The organism is Clostridium sp. AF34-13 (assembly GCF_003477845.1).
Classification (GTDB): Bacteria; Bacillota; Clostridia; order Lachnospirales; family Lachnospiraceae; genus Butyribacter; species Butyribacter intestini.
Genome location: NZ_QUEB01000005.1, coordinates 34,421 through 52,821, shown reverse-complemented (window position 1 = coordinate 52,821; position 18,401 = coordinate 34,421). Strand labels below are relative to the sequence as shown.

Sequence of the window (18,401 nt, the reverse complement as noted above, 5' to 3'; positions counted from 1 at the left end):
ATGTCTGTGCCAATATTTTTTAGCATAAATATTATGATGAGGTGAAGTTTGGAGTGAGGTCAGCAGGTTTTAGGAGAAAGAAAAGGCTTGGAGATCTTCTTGTAGAAGTAGGTGTCATTACGGAAGAACAGCTCGGCACTGCACTGGAGATGCAGAAGAATGAGAAAAAAGGTGAAAAGCTCGGAAATGTGCTTATAGAGCTTGGAGTTACTACAGAGCAGCAGATTATGGAGGCATTGCAGCAGCAGCTTGGAATAGAGAGTATAGATCTCTCCAGTATCCGTATTCAGGATGAGATAATCAAGCTTATGGATGAGTCTGTATTGAGAAAATATAGTCTTATCCCGTTTGCTTTTAGCGAAAAAAATCCCAATATATTAAAAGTGGCGATGAGTGATCCGCTTGATATAAGAGCCATGGATGATATTTCCATAATTACAGGTTTTCAGATAGAAAGATGTGTTACGGTTCCAAGTGATATAGCCGCTGCGATAGACAGATACTATGGAAATGCAGAGGTACTTCGTGTGGCAGAGCAGTACACGAGGGAGAGACAGCAGTTAAATTCTGGAAATAACCGGGAAGAAGAAAATGACGAACAGTCTGAGGCACCTATAGTAAAGCTTGTCAGACAGATTATTGAGCAGGCGGTACATAAAAGAGCAAGTGATATACACATTGAGCCTATGGAGAATCAGGTTCGCATACGTTTTCGTGTAGACGGAGTGCTGCATGAGGAGATGAGGCATGATATAGCACTTCATGCAGCGATGATAGCCAGGATAAAGATAGTTAGTGGTCTTGACATTTCCGAAAAGAGAAGACCTCAGGATGGACGGGCAACAGCTATAGTAGATAGACAGGAGTATGACATACGTGTATCGATGCTTCCGACAGTCTATGGTGAAAAAGCAGTTATGAGACTTGCACTAAAGACCGGGCTTACAAGAGACAAGAGAGAACTAGGATTTCCTGATGAAGAACTTGAAAAGTTTAACAGCATACTCAGTCACAACAATGGTCTTATCCTTGTAACAGGACCTACGGGAAGCGGTAAGTCAACAACACTATACACTGCACTAAGTGAATTAAACATAGAGGGTGTCAATATAATCACGGTTGAGGACCCGGTTGAGGCAAATATCAACGGTATAAATCAGGTTCAGGTCAATGAAAAAGCAGGACTCACATTTAGTTCGGTACTCCGCTCGATATTGAGACAGGATCCGGATATCATCATGATAGGAGAGATAAGAGATGCAGAGACGGCAGAGATTGCCGTAAAAGCATCTATCACAGGGCATCTTGTTGTAAGTACATTGCATACGAACAGTGCGGCAAATACTATTACACGACTTGCGGATATGGGTGTTCAGAGTTATATGCTCGGTGATTCAGTTATCGGTGTTATTGCACAGCGACTTGTAAGAAGAGTGTGTCCGGAGTGTTCGGTGCTTGAGGAGGCAGACGAAGATGACCGCAGAGTGCTTAATATAAAGGACGGCAGAAGCGTCATGATAAGAAAAGCAAGGCATTGCGAATGTGTGCGTTGTGGAGGTACAGGTTATTATGGTCGTGTAGGTATTTACGAGATAATGCCTGTCAGTGCCGAAATAAAGCGTGCGATAAACAGGCGTGAAACAGCAGATGTTCTTGAGGATATAGCACTTAAGCAGGGTATGAAAACACTGAGGACGAGTGCGGTAGATTATGTTTTAAAAGGAATTACAACAGTGGAAGAAGTCCGCCGTGTAGCATATGAAGATTAGTGAGGAGCAGTATGGAAGGATTTATGAAGAAAAAGCCTGTTATGGGGGCAATGTCTGATATGGAGATAGGGTCTACTATGGAGACAGCGTCTACTATGGAGACAAAGTCTGATATGGAGACAAAGTCTACTATGGAGACAAATATGTATAACCTTTTGATGGCGGCAAGAGAACTTGGAGCATCAGATTTACATATAACAGTCGGAATTAAACCGAAGTGCAGAATCAGGGGAGCACTCTGTGAGATGTCTGCTTTTGAAAAGATTATGCCAGAAAAGTCAAAAGAACTTGTTGAGTCGATGATGAAAGAGTCTCAAAAAATGGTGATGGAGGAGAGAGGAGAACTTGACTTTGCATATGCGATAAACGAGGTTGGACGATTTCGTGTCAACGCATTTAAGCAGCGTGGTTCATATGCGGCAGTATTAAGACTTATAAACACTACGATTCCAAGTGCCGAGAGTCTTGGAATTCCACATCATGTTGTAGAGCTTACAAAGAAAAAGAGAGGACTTGTGCTTGTGACAGGACCTACCGGAAGCGGTAAATCTACAACACTTGCGTCGCTTATTGATATTATAAACAGCGAAAAGAATGTTCATATAATTACACTTGAGGATCCAATAGAGTATCTTCACAATCATAAAAAGGCAATCGTTAATCAGAGGGAGATAGGAATTGATACGGATTCTTATGGGGCAGCATTGCGTTCAGCACTCCGAGAAGATCCTGATATAATACTTGTCGGTGAGATGCGAGATCTCGACACTATCTCGACCGCTGTGACAGCAGCAGAGACGGGGCATCTCGTATTTTCAACATTGCATACGATAGGTGCGGCACCGACTATAGAAAGAATCATAGATGTATTCCCGCCACACCAGCAGGATCAGATAAGGGTTCAGCTTGCGTCAGTGCTTGAAGCAGTTATATCACAGCAGCTTTTGCCGAGAGCAGATGTAAAAGGCAGAGTGGCGGCGTTTGAGGTCATGTTTGGAACACCGGCGATAAAGAACCTTATAAGAGAAGATAAGACTCATCAGCTTCCGTCGATAATACAGACAAGCAAGAAGAATGGAATGGTGACAATGGATGATTCGTTGTTTGATCTTTATATCAAACATAAAATATCTGCCGACAGTGCAGTGGAGTTTGCACAGGATGATATAAAAATGCGTGGCAAACTGTTTTAATAACATATAGGACAGGCAGTGGAAGGAAAAGTATTGCATGGAAAGTTTTAATTATGAAGTAGTGCTGCCGGATGGCAAGTCAAAGACCGGCACGATAGAGGCTCAAAATCTTGAAGCAGCGAAAGCGAAGCTTTCTTCAAATGGAAACCTCATAGTAAATATCGCACAGGCAAATGCTTTAAACAAAGATCTTGATATACATATAGGAAAAGCCGTAAAGGCTAGGGAACTTGGTGTTTTTTGCCGACAGTTTGAGAGTATATTAAATGCAGGTGTTCCGGTTATCACGGCACTTGATATGTTATCAAACCAGACAGAGAACAAGACATTTAAAAACACGATAAAAAATGTCAGTGGTGAAGTACAGCGAGGTGAGACACTGGCAGATGCCATGTCGCATTATCCAAAGATATTTCCTGAGATTATGATACATATGATTGCGGCAGGTGAGGCGTCAGGTAGTATGGATACTACACTTGACAGGCTTGCGGGTCATTTTGAAAAAGATGCACATTTAAGGGGAATGATTATGAAGTCTATGATATACCCCATAATACTTATACTCGTTATTATAGTTGTAGTCGCTATCATGATGATAAAGATAGTACCTACATTTACATCTTCATTTGATGAACTTGGCGGTGGTGAACTGCCCGGCATTACAAAGTTTGTAATGTCAGTCAGTGATTTCTTTGTGGATTACTGGTATATAATGCTTCTTATAATCGCAGGCATCGCAGTTGCATTTACGGCATTTAAAAAGACAGACACAGGTGCGATGATAGTCGGAAGAATAGCACTTAAGCTGCCGCTTGTCGGAACGCTTTCGGTAAAGACGGCATCAGCGAGACTTGCAAGGACATTAAGCACGCTTATGGCATCGGGAATACAGATGGTGGATGCCGTGGCGATAGTCAGAAAGATTATGACAAACGAAGTTGTGAAAAGAGCTTTAAAAAAAGCCGAGGAAGATGTTACACACGGACTTCCGTTGTCAAAGCCGCTAACAGAAAGCGGAGTATTTCCACCGGTTGTATGCCATATGATAGAGATTGGTGAGCAGACCGGTAACATTGAAGATATGTTAGACAAGATTGCGGATTATTATGATGATGAGGTTGAGATGGCTACAGAGGCACTTATGTCGGCATTAGAGCCTATGATTATCATCATCATGGCAGTAGTCGTTGTGCCTATAATACTTGCGATAATGCTGCCAATCTACAGTATGTATGACAGCATAGGTTAAATAAAAAAATATATATATGAAGTGCTGTCACGACAGCATAGGTTAAATAAAAAAATATATATGAAGTGCTGTCACGACAGCATAGGTTAAATAAATAAAAATATATATGAAGCGCTGTCACGACAGTATAGGTTAATTTTTATTAAAATGGGCAGATTAGAGCCCGGTCTAAATCGTTTATTATGTGTCGCCATGGGACATATGATATAAAAGAGTCTGAGGGGTGTTTAACCACGGGCTCAGGCACCGTACAACAGCGGTATATATTAAAAATCAAATTTTAAAAGGAGATTAAAGGAAATGAATTTTTTACAGACAAAAATCAATGAGATGAAGAAAAGAAAGGAGGAAGGAAACAAGGGATTCTCTCTCGTAGAGCTTATAATCGTTATCGCTATCATGGCTATCCTTGTTGGTATCGTAGGAACACAGGTAATTCCTTATATCAATAAGTCAAAAGAGTCAAAGGACCAGCAGGTAGTAAACAGTTACAGCACAGCAGGTGTTACTGCTTATTCTGAAAATGCAGAAAAAATAACAGCTAATATCACAGTTTTTGTTTACGGCGAAGTTACTGGAACTACAAATGTTGGTGGTGAATCAGATTTTGCAACAGCCGTAAAGAATAAGACATATTCAACAATTGATGAAGCAAAGAAGAAGTTCAAGTCAAACCATGCAAAAGATGTTGCAGATATAAAATTGGAAGTAGATATAACTAATCATAAAATAACTGCAACAGCAGTTAATGCATCTGGAACTAAGGTTACAGGCATTGAACCTGTTGAGGGTGACTTATAATTTCAAAGGAGACAAACCAAAATGCCGGTGCAAATTACAATCTTACTTTACATAATTATATTTTTATACGGTATCGTTATAGGCAGCTTCTTAAATGTCTGTATCTGCCGTATTCCCGAAAAAGAAAGTATTATGCCGCGCTCTCACTGCATGAACTGTGGTGGGACGCTGCACTGGTATGATATGTTTCCGGTGTTTTCCTACATCATTTTAAAGGGCAGATGTCGAAACTGCGGAGCAAAAATATCGAAGCAGTATCCCTTGATTGAGGCACTTAATGGCATACTGTACATTATCGTTTTCATGGCAAATGGTATCAATATAAACAGTGTGCTGTACTGCCTCATGACTTCTGTTCTTATTGTTTTGACAATGATAGATGAGAGAACATTCGAGATTCCATTATGTCTCAATATAGTATTAGCAGTAATCGGTGCAGCTATGTGCATTGCAGATAGACAAAACATTGTGTCACACATTATAGGAGCAGTCTGTGTCAGCCTGTTTTTATTTGTACTCTGGTTTTTATCATCCGGCAGGGCGATAGGCGGAGGTGATGTAAAACTTATGGCATCAGCAGGGCTTATTTTGGGATGGCAGCTTGTAATACTTGCATTTATACTTGCATGTGTACTCGGTTCTGTCATTCATCTTATAAGAATGAAAATAAGTAAAGCTAAGCATATGCTTGCAATGGGACCTTATCTGTCAATAGGTATATTTATTGCGGCACTGTGGGGAAACAAAATGATTGACTGGTATGTAAATATATTATGTCATTAGTAAAAATATAATGTTTTATTTTAAGGAAATAAAATTTTTAGTTTAGTAAAAACTTCGGTTTTTTGATCTTTGAGAATGTCCTTATCGACATTTTCTAAGATCAAAAAATAGGCTATATGTGTATTTAGGCATTTGCGAAACTTTCAGTAAAGTATATTTTTTGTATATAGTGCACAAAAATTCATAGAGTAAACTTAAGTTTTGCAATCACCTATATATGTATTGATAGAAAGGAAAAGAGATGGCTAAGAAGGTAATAAGTATTGAAGCAGGTGTCTGGCTTACAAAGGTAGGACTTGTCGATTATAAAAAAACATCGCCAAAGATTTATAAAGCATTTACATTCAGGACACCTGAGCATGCTGTTGAAGATGGTTACATAAGGGACAAAGAAAGTTTTGCAAACACTCTTATAAACGAACTTGAAAAACATCAAATAAAAGAGAGGACGGCAGTATTTACACTTGTCTCCTCAAAGATAGTCACGAGGGAAATAGAAATTCCGCCTGTAAAGGAAAATAAAGTTGAGTCTATTATAAAACTGCAGATAAACGATTATTTTCCTATGGATGTTTCTGATTATGTTATCAGCCACAGCAAGATGGGTGATATTGAGAAAGACGGCAGAAAACTTACAAAATATATGCTCGTTGCCGTGCCAAATAGTATTCTTAGCAATCATTATTCTTTTTCAGAGTATGCCGGAATCAAAATTGAGACATTTGACTACATAGGAAACGGTGCAGTACAGCTTTTAAAGAGCAGCAGACAGTCAAACTTTATTGCAGTACAGCTTGAAGAACAGTCAACTGTTATCACTATAGTTCAGGATGATAAGATAAAATTCCAGCGAGTAACACCTTACGGTTTTGAAAATACATTATCAAGTCTGCTTGATTATGATATATTTGGTGTAAATGATGAATATGAGGCATATCAGTATCTTATGAAAAATGAGCTGGCATATCGTATGCCGAAGATTGATAATGCAGATGAGGGGCGTGTAGCTGCACTTGAAAGTGCGGTTGAGGATGTAAGAGATTCGATAAGCTATTATCTCAATGTGGTAAATACGGCACTTGACTATTATCAGAATCAGCTTGGTGGCAGGATAAAAGGTGAAGTCTGCCTGATAGGTGACGGATTCAGGCTTGCCGGAATCAAAAAGATGTTTGAAAATGAGATTTCACTTCCTATACATAGTCTTGATTACAGTACATTTGTCGATATAAAAAATAATAAGGCACTGCCTGGAGATGAGCCTGTAAGTACGGTCAGTTTCCTTTCAATAGCAGGTGCTACTATCAATCCAATAGATGTAAAATCAAAGGAAATCGAAGAAGAACGGAGTAGGAGCAAAGGTATGCATACGGCTTATGTAACTTTGGCAGCCTGTGTGTTAATTAGCGTAGTGCTTATACTTTCGTCATCAATAAGACAGTTTTTGGCTGTATCGCATCAGAAAGAACTTGATGAAGAAATTTCAAAAATGTCGTATATAGAAGAAGTTTACAACGAAAACAAGAAAGCAAGAGAGAGCGAACAGAAATATGAGGTGGTTGATGCGTCAACAAGCACAAATAATGAAAAATTTTTACAGCTTTTAGGGGAATGTGAGAGTAGTCTTCCAAAAGGCTCAAAAGTAAGAAGCCTTCAGATACAGGGAGATTCGATAAGTATGAATATAATATCTACAAAGAGGATTCAGGCGGAAAGGCTTTTAATGAATCTCAAGCAGGTAGAACTAATAAAGAATGTTTCTATTCCGGCAGCAGCACAGCCGGAGGAAAAAAAGAAAAAATCATGGGAATATACAGTTATGGCAGAGTATAATTCTGATAGTAAAGACAAGTCGGCAGACGAAAATAAATCACAGAGTACAGATACAAGCAGTACACAGTCAGAATAGGGGGATGAGTTATGAAAAAGAAATTTGAAATGAGTATTTCGGAATCAGACAAAAAGCTTCTTATTATATTTCTGGCGATATGTCTGCTTGCCGCATCGTATTTTTTTGTATTCAGCAAAGGTATGAGCAAGGCTCAGGATATTGAAGATAAAAATACACAAAAAGAACAGAAAGTTATGGAGCTTCAGAGCAAGATAGCAAGAGAAGTGACAATACGAAAAGAGACAGAAGAGCTTAAAGAAAAGGAAGAAGAGTTAAAAGACAAATATCCGAATGATATGACTGAAGAAAAAGCAATGTCAATAATCCGTGATATTGAAAGCAAGATGGATTTTAAGACAACACAGATAGCATTTGTAAAAGGAAATAATGCAGGTCAGAATGCATATGCAGCACAGTCTTCGGAGTCAGGAGATTCAGAAAGTGATACAACATCATCAGGAAATGGAGCAGCATCCGCAGGAACAGCCGGAAGATATATGGAGGTGACTATTGTCTATAAGGCGTCATATAAAGGTCTTAAAAAATTTAATGAATATGTCAATAAATATTCGGACCGTATGACTATTCCTTCGATAAACGCAACACTTGATGATGCAACCGGAAAACTTGCAGGAACAGCTACGGTTGATATGTATTATCTGCCTGTTGACGGTAAGGACTATAAAGCACCGACAGTAAATGGTGTTACGGATGGAACTAAGAATGTATTTGGTTCAAAATAATTGAGGTGATGAATGATGTATAGCATTGCAGATATAAAAAAAATGACGCGGGATACCATAGAGACAGGGAATGAAAAAAACAGAAAAACTGTATATGACAATTCAGATAAAGGCTTTTCGCTTGTCGAAGTGGTTGTTTCGATGGCAATATTAGCTATACTTACATTAATGCTATTGAATTATTTTGGAAGCTCCGTAAGTCATAATGTGCAGATGTCAAAAAATCAGAAAGCAACTTTGTTTGCACAGGAAACGATGGAGGAATTAAAAGCACAGGATATTCTTATTAAAAAGGATGAGAATACAGGCGAGTACACAGTACCATATCTGACGACTAAGAATTTTACCGTTGAAGAGAATACTCTAAATATAGAAGATAGCACGACAGGAAAGGAAAAAGGTGTTGGAAAAGTTAAGCTTATTGGAAAAGCGGATGAAATAGGAAAAAATTATGATGAGGTAGTGACTGTTTCTACTGATAAAAAAGTGCAGGATACATCAAATAAGCAATGTGGTTTTAATAATGCGAACTCAGGATTGTCAATAGATAACGGACAGGACGATGAGGCATTTGCACATTTTAGGATGAAATATATGGCAGAATGTGACAATGCTAATGTTGTTGCATCGCTTAGTGATGAAAATCTGAAAGAACGAATACACAGAGAGATAGTTATAGAGATTGATAACAGTCTGACGGATGCAAATATCATAAGCGTAAAATATAAATATACATATAATGCAAAATCCGGTGATGCTCCCTCATACAGTGTGCCGGATTATGAGGTATATATCATCAAAGAACAGAGAGTTATGAAAAAGGACAGGGATATAGAGATTTATCTGTTGTATCATACCTTTAATGAACATGATACTTTGTCAATCGAAAAGTCCAAATTTACAACACCATTTGATACAAAATATGGATTTCATTTACTGTGTCAAAATAAAAAGGACACGGGAAATACAATTACACTAAAGACACTTGATAAAGATAATACACTTGAAAATACAATATATACAAATCTTGACAGTTCAAATATTAATGGTGTATCAACACAGATTTATAATGAGGATGATAAGTTTGATATTTCTTCGGTAAATATTGCAAATATAAAAATAGAGGTATATGAGAAGGGCAAGGCTAAGGATAGTACAGCAAAACCATACTTAACCATTAATGGAACGAAGGGAGAAATGCCATGATGAAAAAAATACGATTATTTTCAAAGCAGGACAAAGGCTCGGTTCTTATTGCAGTCCTTATCATACTCACATTTGCGAGTGTTATAGCACTTATCGTTACGAAGATAACCATAACTAACATAGAGATGAAAGAAGTGGAGAGCAGTTCAAAAAGAAATTTTTATGGCACTGAGGATGTGCTTAATAAAATAAAAGCCGGCATAAGCAGTGACTCGGCAGAGCATATAAAAAAGCTGTACAGTGATATGCTTGGAAATTATGAAAAATATAAATCATCAGAAGAAAGTCTGTCAAAATGTTTTCAGAATAAATATCTTGATAAGATTGAGGCTGATTATAAAAATGTTGAGATTGCTGGAAAATACGATGTTGACAAGTTAAAGAAATATATAAGTGAGAGTGATACGGCAGAGCAGGATTATCTCATAACAGATGAGAATGCGGCTGATTATATAGTAGATAAAAATGAGGGAACATTTACTTTTAAGAATATAAGTATAAAATGCAAAGATGCAGCAGGATATGAGACTGCTATCAGAACTGACATAACCATCGAAGCACCTCAGATGAAAAATTCTTTTGCTCCGGCAGAGTTTATGAAATATGCACTTATAGCAGATAATGCAGTTACATTTAATGCATCAGGAGAAAAAATTAATGGAAATGTTTATGCCGGAGCAGGCGGAATATTAAGTGAATTAGGCGGAAGTGGAACGGTAAGTGCAGATACGGTCATAACCAGGGGAGACATAGTGGCAAATGCCGGAACATCACTTACGATAGGTGCAAGTGCATCCTCTTCGATATGGGCGGAAAATATAAAGACAACCGGAGATTCAGAAAGCAAAGAAAATGGTGCAAAGGTAAATATTACAGGAAACAGCTATGTGTCTGATGACCTTTCTCTAAATGGAAAAAACAGCACAGTAACTCTTTCTGGAAGATATTACGGATATAATTTTCAGAAAAATTATGATGCAGCTAAGCCGGAAACCTTTGATGCAAAGTACAGCAGTGCCGTTATGATAAATGGTCAGAAAAGCAGACTTGATATGAAAGGACTTACAGATCTTATGATATCAGGAAGAACATTTATATCAAGAGGAACGGATTTATTTGCAGATAAGCAGAATGAAGATATACTCATGGGAGATTCCCTTTCAGTCAGAACAAACCAGCTTGCCTATTATGTATCAAAAAATTATTTAGATGCATCAGCAGAATATTTAAAATTTACTGACAAGGGATTAAAGAGTTACATAAAAGAAAATAATCTGTCAGTATCAGAAGAAAAGCTGAAATCATTGCTTGACAGCACAAATCAGGTGACTCCTTATTATTACATTGATGATATATCAAGTGAGACTATGGCAAATTATTATCTGAATTTTGACGGTACAGATGCAGCAAAGGCTGATAAAGCAAAAGAATTTTTCAAGCTGTATTATAAAGACAACAAAAGCAATGTAAATAAAAAAGCGGAGAGTTACGCAGACAATAATGCCATAATCGTAGATGAGGATTGTATTTTAAGTCTGGGTGGAAATATTTTATATAAAGATGCTGAAAATATTGACGGCAATGAACTTAAGCAGAAAAATATAAATATAGATTTATCAGCGTCAGAATGGAAAAATAACGGTACATTTTTCAATATATCTTCAAAACTTGCAGTGAGATATAAGGCTTTGCAGCTTGGTCTTACAACTACTCATGGCAGTGCGAAAGCTGCCGGTGCAAGACTTGATGATAAGACAAAAAATCCAATGTTTGATTATCTTATAAACCGTGCAGCATTAAAAAAGCTTGTAAATGAAAATACGGCTTCAGGTTCTTATATAGCAAATGAGCAATATATGAACGGAGCTAAAGACAATGTTGTTATACTTGTCGATAACGAAAATAGTAATACACCATATGAACTTAAAAACGAGTACAGGGGTGGTATTGTTATCGCTACAGGAGATGTAAGAGTTGACGGAGGTTTTGACGGAATAATAATATCCGGAGGAACTATATCGTTTGCAGGAGGAGCTGTGGTAAATGCGGACGAGAGCAAAGTTGTGGACCTTATAAAAGAAGATCTTTCAAGAACTGACAAAAAGTTTTCAGGCATAATAAATGATTCGGTTTACATGAACTCAAATGAGATTGGAGCTATTGAAAATAAAGACTATATTTATTATGACAACTGGACAAAGAATTAAAAGAAAGCGAGAGGTGGAAAATTGAAAGAAAAAAATAAAGTTTCAAATAACAATACCGGTTTCACCTTGATAGAGACTATAATAGTTATAGCCATACTCGTGATATTTGCTTCATTTACGGTTTTATATATGGGGCATCTAAAGTCTGTAAATGTCAGACAGGCGGCAAATCAGGTATATACATCACTTGATAAGCTGCAGGTAAAGACGATGAGCAAGACAGATATACCGCATCTTTACATATATAAGACAGATAACGGATGCTATATGAAGATTTTGACAAGTGATATTACGGCATTTGACAGTTCGGTATTTGATGATACAGGGACAAAACTTGGTTCAGCCTCGATTGAGATATTTCAGGAAAAAAATGGTTCAAAAGAGGAGATAAAAGGAGATAAATTCATAAATATCTACTATAACAAATCGGCACAGTTTCAGTCAGATGTGTCGGCGGTGATATTTAAGAGAAACTCAGAATATAAGATAAAACTCGTAAAAGAAACAGGACGGCATATAATGGAATGACATAAAAAGAGAGGAGTGAACGAAAAGATATGGAAAACAGAGGAATAACGCTGGTTGAGTTGATTATTGCCATAGCCATGTCGAGTATAATCATAGGTGCGACCACATTGTTGATAAGAACAGCACAAAAAGATTATCAGTACACTTCTGATACGGCTGACATACAGACAGAGACGCAGGTACTCATGGAACAGGTCGGCAAATGGATAATGGAGGGAAACAGGATTAAGGTTGAGGACGGAGGGAAGAAACTTTCTATCTATAAGATACCACAGGACAAAGCAGTGATAAATACGACAAAAAAGATTATATGGCTCAAATCAGGAAAACTTTATATGGAGTCATTTAATAATGTTGATATAGATAATGATACATTGACATACAGTGCCGCAGATGAAAAAGAGGAAAACTGCATAGGAGAGCATATAGAAGAATTTAAGGCGAATGTTGATGGTGGCACACCGTCGAGTGTTGAACTTACAATGACACTTAAAAGGGGAAGTCAGAAATATAACATTGAAAACACGATAAATGTAAGAAACAGATTGAGATAGAAAAGGGGAGGATTAAATATGTTAAAAAATAAGATTAAATATTTATTATGTGCAGCATTATGTCTTGCTCTTTTTGCAGGAATTTCAATTTATGCAGTTCATATGAAAAATATGAAAGTTAATGCGGATGAAAAGGGAAATGAAGAAGTTGTTTCGCGTGGAGTTATTGACAACTATGCCCAGCTTCCGAAAGAAAAAAGAGATGGAACGACAAAGGCGGAAGTCGGAACGAAGAAGAACCCTTTTTTAATACTAGAGATAGTACCCTGTAATGAATTTGCAGAGATAGGTTATCTTATAAGCGGATGTGAACCGGTAAAAGTTGAAGAGATGTACGGCAGAGGAGATTTAAGGACTGTACAGAGTGCAAGTGGAGCAAAGGTCACGCAGAACATATGCTATTTTTTCCCGGATGAAGAAGAAGGAAATCCGAAAAATTATGATTCGGCTCCCGGAAAATACTGGGCTGATATAACTCTTAAGGGCTATTATGAAAAAGTAGGAGAAAATCAGGGATATTTTAAACAGGACTCAGATGGAGATATCGTAAAAGCAGGAAAAAATCAGGGAGATATAATATGGCATACCGTAAATGATTTTGAAAAAGGTAAATATGAGGGAATAAGTTTTGAAGATGATATTTCTGTTTTAAAAAATAAAGGTGACAGATTATATACAAAGAGAAAGTCAGCTAAGAATGATGCTGACAGAGCTCTTATAACATACGCATATTATAATTTTGAGAACAGTGATTATTTTTTAAAAGACAGCTTAGGTCTTACACAGGAGGAGGCTGACAAGTTTTCAATAGTGATAAAGACTATAACGCCGTCTGAATTAAAGAAAAATTCAGCATGGATTGATTGCTCAAATCTTATTTATGTCAATCCGAAAACTCATTTTGGCAATGACCTGATAAACATATGGAAAAATGATGATTACAGAAGAACTTCTGAAAGACCGACATATACAGGTTCTGATTATGGAAACAAGCAGACTTTTGTAGGAAATGATATATCGTGGGAAAATACAGAAAAAATATATAAGAAAGTTACGGCAGAAACTGATTATGCAGGAATCATAATGGATGTTAAAACCCATGATGGTGCAAACGGAAATAAAAAAGTCAAGGTTCAGGTGTATGATCAAAATCTCCGGAAATTGCAAATAAAAAATAATGGAGAGAAATATAAGACTATAGAGAGTTCTAATGCGAGTGATAATAATGTATATAAGTTGATTTTAATGCTTTACAGTATGGATTCAAAGACTTTTAATAAACTTTATTTTGACAAGGATAATCCTAAGATAAAAACAATAACAAATAAGAAGGGAGAAACAGAGGGAGTAGATACTTTGCAAACAGGTGATGCAGCTAAGTATTGGTGTTCTTATACATTTTTATTGTTTGACACGGAACAGAAGAAATATTGGCAGGGAAATGACTACTATTATAATTGGGATGTGTACAGCTATTGGACAAAAGACGAGGCATGGGAAAAATATAAAACGCATCTTGAATTTAGCCAGTACAGACCGTGGGTAAGGGACCATATATATGTGTATAATTCTGACAGTAGTCTTCCACAGTCATATATGAATCAGGGAAGTGCAACGAATCCTAATAAGAATAAGTTTGATGGATATTATGAAAGTGTAAAGGAGTATCTTGACAGCCGATTCGGAACAGACGAAGAGATTGAAAAAGCATTAAAGAGCAGTGATAAAGAAGTGAGAGAAGCTGCTCAGAAAGCTAAGAATGAAAAAGCTAATTATAAGGAGACTCCGTCAAATGCTGTCCGCTATATACTTGGAATACATAACAATTCTAATAATGATGAGATAAAGTTAGAAAAGGATAGTGTAAAAGTTCTCGATATAGAACCGAGTGTAGGTTTAAAACAGAAAGATTCGGCGACAAATGTAAATCAGGTTGATTCCGACTATAAACTGACGGAGGATGATGTCAGAGGAATACTCACAAATGGTGTATTATCAAGATATGACGGTAAGATTGAGATTACACATATGACAACTGCGGAGTTTATAGGAAGAACTGAGGATTTAAACAGCACTTATGACATGATATATATGGGAATGGATTCCGGTGCTTACAACAAAAATTCAAATGGTATGACTGTATGGAATGATAAATCAATGAATGGAAAAATTTATTTCCATACCGGAGATAAGATAACAAGCAGTGAGCAGAAGATTTCATTGAAAGGAATTAAAGAAGACAGGTCTGTTAAATATTTGTGGTCTGTGATAAAAAAAGCAGCGGTTAATTCGACTGAGTTAAGATATCCGGGCAATGATATAACAGCGATAAAGGAAAAGGAACTCAAAGATTTTGTCAAGTCAGGCAGACCGGTCGTTATGGAGGAAAGCCTTTACAATAATGATACAACTTATGTAGACCAATATTCAAATATAAGTGACTTTATAAAAACTGATTTTGAAGCTGATTCTGCGTATAATGGAAACAGAATTTACAGTGAAAGTGATTCAAACGGAATTGTCAAAGCAATAAATTCCACTAACAGTGTGTCGGTAGAATTTTCAAAAACACCTGGAAAATATAATGGTGATACAGGAACAGGAAATAACAGCAATAAAATAATACATCCAAATTATCTTGAAAAAGATTCAGATGGCAGAGCAATATTGCCGTTTAAGTTCACGGTAACTTATAAAAAAGCACAGAGTGATGACGATAGTGCAAAAAGCGTCAGATATGCTTACAAGGTTTATATTGATAAAAATCAGGACAGTAAATTTACGGAAAGCGAGAGTGTATATTCATCACTGGGAAAAGATGACAGTGAATTTGAAGCTGTCGCATTGAAAAATGGTGAGAGCAGGATATTTTCAAATGAGAACTTTAAGCTTGATAAAGAGTATGTAGGACTTATAAGCTGGAAGATAGTTATTTATGATGTTGACAATTCAAGCGTAAGATTTGTTAAGACCGGCTGTTCGGCAGCAGCGAAGAGTTCTGCTTCAGATAAAAAGAAAGTAAATGTGCTGCAGATTATGCCTGACCCTGAAAAGGCGAAAGCTAATAGAGTGACAGACGGAATGTTAGACTTAAGCACGAGTGCGATATTTAAAAAATATTATCAGAACATTGAGGACTACAAGATAACCGTTGACACTATGACAGTGGAGGAATTTGAACAGATATTTAAGGAATATCATGATAAGAAAGGCAATAATTTTGAGTTTGATAATTCAAAAGAAATTTCGTTTGATGCAGGAAAACAAAATCCGAAAAATTATAATTTAACGGACGAAAATAATGTTATAAGAAATAAGTTAAAAGATTACAATATGCTCATATTTGGATTTGGAGATATGTACTGCCTGGAAGATATTTCAAATGAGCATGGTGCAGTTGATTTTATCAAATATTTTATAGCACAGAAAAAGAGTGTATTGTTTACGCATGATATTACATCTTTAAACGATGTAGGTGAAGGAATATACGGCTATACTGCAAATGCACTGCTGCGTGATGTGATGGGAATGAATCGTTATAAAGCAGTCGGAAATCCTGCTAAAACGGCAATGACGGAGAATGATAAAAATATACTCATAAATTACCAGAAAGAAAGAGCTTATGATACTGTTAAGGATATTGCAGGAAATACTCTTGATGCTCTCCACGGATATACATATGTGGCACTGAGACGATTAGGTTATAATGGTGCATATGATGAAAAAGTACCGTACCGGTATATGATAACCGGAGTAGACGGAAATCATGTATATAAGGATAATAATAACAGTAATTCAAAAAATTGTGGTTTTAGTAATGACAATGATTGTACGACTAAGATAAGCAAGGTAAATGACGGTCAGATAACATCGTATCCATATCATATAGATAAGGACAAATTTAATGTGGCAACAACACACAGCCAGTATTACCAGCTTAATATGGAGGACCCTGAGGTGACGGTATGGTACACATTGGATGATGATGGCAAAAATAATAATCGGGGATATACCACTCAGAGTGCACATGCCTATGGAGTGTCACCTAATGATACAGCAAATAATTATTATATTTACAGTAAGGGAAATGTATTTTATTCAAGCGTAGGACATTCGACGGTGACTAATGATATGGAAGCAAAACTTTTTGTAAATACGATGATAGCTGCCTATAGAGCATCTTATCAGAGCCCGTATGTTGAAGTTCAAAATGCGGAGCAGATAGATGAGAACAGCAGAATATACCAGATAACATCAGAGGAAGAATATGGAAAAAAATCTGATGGAACGATAAGAGTTTACTTCAGACCTACTGATGAAAATCTGACCGGTTCTAAATTTACCTGTTCGATATATTATCCCGCAACTGATGGAACAGAAAGTGGAGATACAGATAGTTATATCACCGGTGATAAGATATACAGAAAAGATACATGTAAGAGTGTAAGCGAAAGTGTATCTAAGTCGTACACATTAAGTCGTGACCATATATACTACTTTGACTATCCGAAGAAGTATCTAAGCAATGCATCCCGTTGTAAGATAATATTTAAACTGATGAGTAAGGAGGTTAAAGAACCTGGTTATACAACACTTAATATGATAAAAAAACAGATGTTTGAGCTTGACTAAAAAGAAATAATGGGTAACTTTTGTCGTAAATTGTATTGACTATTTTTCAGATTTTGGTATTATAATAGTAAAGGTGAGTCCTACCATAAGTGGAGGTTGTAAAAGCGTAAGAATCGTCTTTGGTGATTCTTCATAGTGGCTATGTTTTTTGGCATAGCCACTTTTAATATTTAAGGAGATATATGAAACAGGAAAGACTGAATTTATATCGTATAGATATGAAATATATTAGAAATTTACATAATATTGATGACAGAGTTTCCTCAGTTTCACCACAGATTGGGAAGCAACATCGAATATATGTAGGTACAGTTGTAATATGTAATAAACACAAATATCTTATACCATTATCACATCCGGTAGAAAAGCATAAGAAAATGAGTCCTAAAGCTGATTTTGACAAGATATTTGATAAGAAAGGCAAATTGTTGGGGGTTTTAAATTATAATCTCATGATTCCGGTGGAGGATAAACAGTTAATAAAAATAAATCTTAAAGAGGATAAGAGAGATACGATAGCCCAAAAGCATTATAAACAGTTATGTATTGATGAACTGACATGGTGCAGGAAAAATGCAGAGGTAATTATTAATAAAGCTAATTGTTTATATAAATTATGTGTTAGTGAATCTAATTATAAAGGGAAAAGCAGATGTCTTAATTTTGAGAAACTTGAAAGAGAATGTAATCGTTACAATAACAAATAATAGTCGTGGAGATTGAGGAAAAAATAGTTTAGTGTAAAATATAGCATTAATAAAATTTTTGCAATGTTTATAAAAAAGAAATTATATTGAGAAAATTAAAATTGATTTGAAACGATACTTATAGCAAAATGGCTGTCG

At 36.4% G+C, this 18,401-nt stretch carries 13 protein-coding genes; all 13 read left to right on the top strand.

The window, feature by feature from the left end; all coding sequences use genetic code 11:
• The first annotated feature begins 53 nt into the window (after nt 1-53).
• The 13 genes from DWZ63_RS05630 (at nt 54) to DWZ63_RS05570 (ending at nt 18,263) form a co-directional block, all read left to right on the top strand.
• Complete coding sequence (locus tag DWZ63_RS05630; protein WP_055944764.1) at nt 54-1,769, top strand: ATPase, T2SS/T4P/T4SS family; 1,716 nt, start codon at nt 54-56, stop codon at nt 1,767-1,769.
• A gap of 143 nt (nt 1,770-1,912) precedes the next feature.
• Entirely contained in the window at nt 1,913-2,962 is a 1,050-nt protein-coding gene (locus DWZ63_RS05625; RefSeq protein WP_118499144.1) for a type IV pilus twitching motility protein PilT, read from the top strand.
• 37 nt (nt 2,963-2,999) lie between these two features.
• Nucleotides 3,000-4,211 (top strand): type II secretion system F family protein, encoded by a 1,212-nt coding sequence (locus tag DWZ63_RS05620; protein ID WP_118499070.1) that lies wholly within the window; start codon nt 3,000-3,002, stop codon nt 4,209-4,211.
• 300 nt (nt 4,212-4,511) lie between these two features.
• A complete protein-coding gene (locus tag DWZ63_RS05615) occupies nt 4,512-5,012 on the top strand; it encodes a type II secretion system protein (protein WP_243020493.1) in 501 nt (166 codons plus the stop codon).
• A 21-nt stretch (nt 5,013-5,033) separates the two neighbouring features.
• On the top strand, nt 5,034-5,795 hold the full coding sequence (locus DWZ63_RS05610) for an A24 family peptidase (RefSeq protein ID WP_055944754.1): 762 nt from the start codon (nt 5,034-5,036) through the stop codon (nt 5,793-5,795).
• 241 nt (nt 5,796-6,036) lie between these two features.
• A complete protein-coding gene (gene pilM, locus DWZ63_RS05605; RefSeq protein WP_055944752.1) occupies nt 6,037-7,704 on the top strand; it encodes a pilus assembly protein PilM in 1,668 nt (555 codons plus the stop codon).
• 11 nt (nt 7,705-7,715) lie between these two features.
• Nucleotides 7,716-8,429, top strand: a complete 714-nt coding sequence (locus tag DWZ63_RS05600; RefSeq protein WP_118499068.1) for a hypothetical protein — start codon at nt 7,716-7,718, stop codon at nt 8,427-8,429.
• Between the two features lie 12 nt (nt 8,430-8,441).
• Nucleotides 8,442-9,635 carry a prepilin-type N-terminal cleavage/methylation domain-containing protein gene (locus DWZ63_RS05595; protein ID WP_118499066.1) on the top strand — a complete coding sequence of 398 codons (1,194 nt, stop codon included), beginning with the start codon at nt 8,442-8,444 and terminating at the stop codon, nt 9,633-9,635.
• Nucleotides 9,632-11,842, top strand: coding sequence for a hypothetical protein (locus DWZ63_RS05590; protein WP_118499064.1), 2,211 nt, complete (start codon nt 9,632-9,634; stop codon nt 11,840-11,842). Before DWZ63_RS05595 ends, DWZ63_RS05590 begins: the two co-directional genes overlap by 4 nt.
• A gap of 21 nt (nt 11,843-11,863) precedes the next feature.
• A complete protein-coding gene (locus tag DWZ63_RS05585) occupies nt 11,864-12,370 on the top strand; it encodes a type II secretion system protein (protein WP_118499062.1) in 507 nt (168 codons plus the stop codon).
• Nucleotides 12,371-12,399: 29 nt separating this feature from the next.
• The gene (locus tag DWZ63_RS05580; RefSeq protein ID WP_055944738.1) at nt 12,400-12,924 is read left to right on the top strand and encodes a prepilin-type N-terminal cleavage/methylation domain-containing protein; all 525 of its coding nucleotides are present in this window, start codon (nt 12,400-12,402) and stop codon (nt 12,922-12,924) included.
• Between the two features lie 18 nt (nt 12,925-12,942).
• On the top strand, nt 12,943-17,556 hold the full coding sequence (locus DWZ63_RS05575; protein WP_118499060.1) for a DUF5057 domain-containing protein: 4,614 nt from the start codon (nt 12,943-12,945) through the stop codon (nt 17,554-17,556).
• Nucleotides 17,557-17,738: 182 nt separating this feature from the next.
• Entirely contained in the window at nt 17,739-18,263 is a 525-nt protein-coding gene (locus DWZ63_RS05570) for a type III toxin-antitoxin system ToxN/AbiQ family toxin (protein ID WP_082440757.1), read from the top strand.
• The last annotated feature ends 138 nt before the right edge of the window (nt 18,264-18,401 follow it).

Coding starts and splice junctions, on each gene's coding strand:
- DWZ63_RS05625 (WP_118499144.1), top strand. CDS start 1,913: ATGTATAACCTTTTGATGGCGGCAAGAGAACTTGGAGCATCAGATTTA.
- DWZ63_RS05620 (WP_118499070.1), top strand. CDS start 3,000: ATGGAAAGTTTTAATTATGAAGTAGTGCTGCCGGATGGCAAGTCAAAG.
- DWZ63_RS05615 (WP_243020493.1), top strand. CDS start 4,512: ATGAATTTTTTACAGACAAAAATCAATGAGATGAAGAAAAGAAAGGAG.
- DWZ63_RS05610 (WP_055944754.1), top strand. CDS start 5,034: ATGCCGGTGCAAATTACAATCTTACTTTACATAATTATATTTTTATAC.
- pilM (WP_055944752.1), top strand. CDS start 6,037: ATGGCTAAGAAGGTAATAAGTATTGAAGCAGGTGTCTGGCTTACAAAG.
- DWZ63_RS05600 (WP_118499068.1), top strand. CDS start 7,716: ATGAAAAAGAAATTTGAAATGAGTATTTCGGAATCAGACAAAAAGCTT.
- DWZ63_RS05595 (WP_118499066.1), top strand. CDS start 8,442: ATGATGTATAGCATTGCAGATATAAAAAAAATGACGCGGGATACCATA.
- DWZ63_RS05590 (WP_118499064.1), top strand. CDS start 9,632: ATGATGAAAAAAATACGATTATTTTCAAAGCAGGACAAAGGCTCGGTT.
- DWZ63_RS05580 (WP_055944738.1), top strand. CDS start 12,400: ATGGAAAACAGAGGAATAACGCTGGTTGAGTTGATTATTGCCATAGCC.
- DWZ63_RS05575 (WP_118499060.1), top strand. CDS start 12,943: ATGTTAAAAAATAAGATTAAATATTTATTATGTGCAGCATTATGTCTT.
- DWZ63_RS05570 (WP_082440757.1), top strand. CDS start 17,739: ATGAAACAGGAAAGACTGAATTTATATCGTATAGATATGAAATATATT.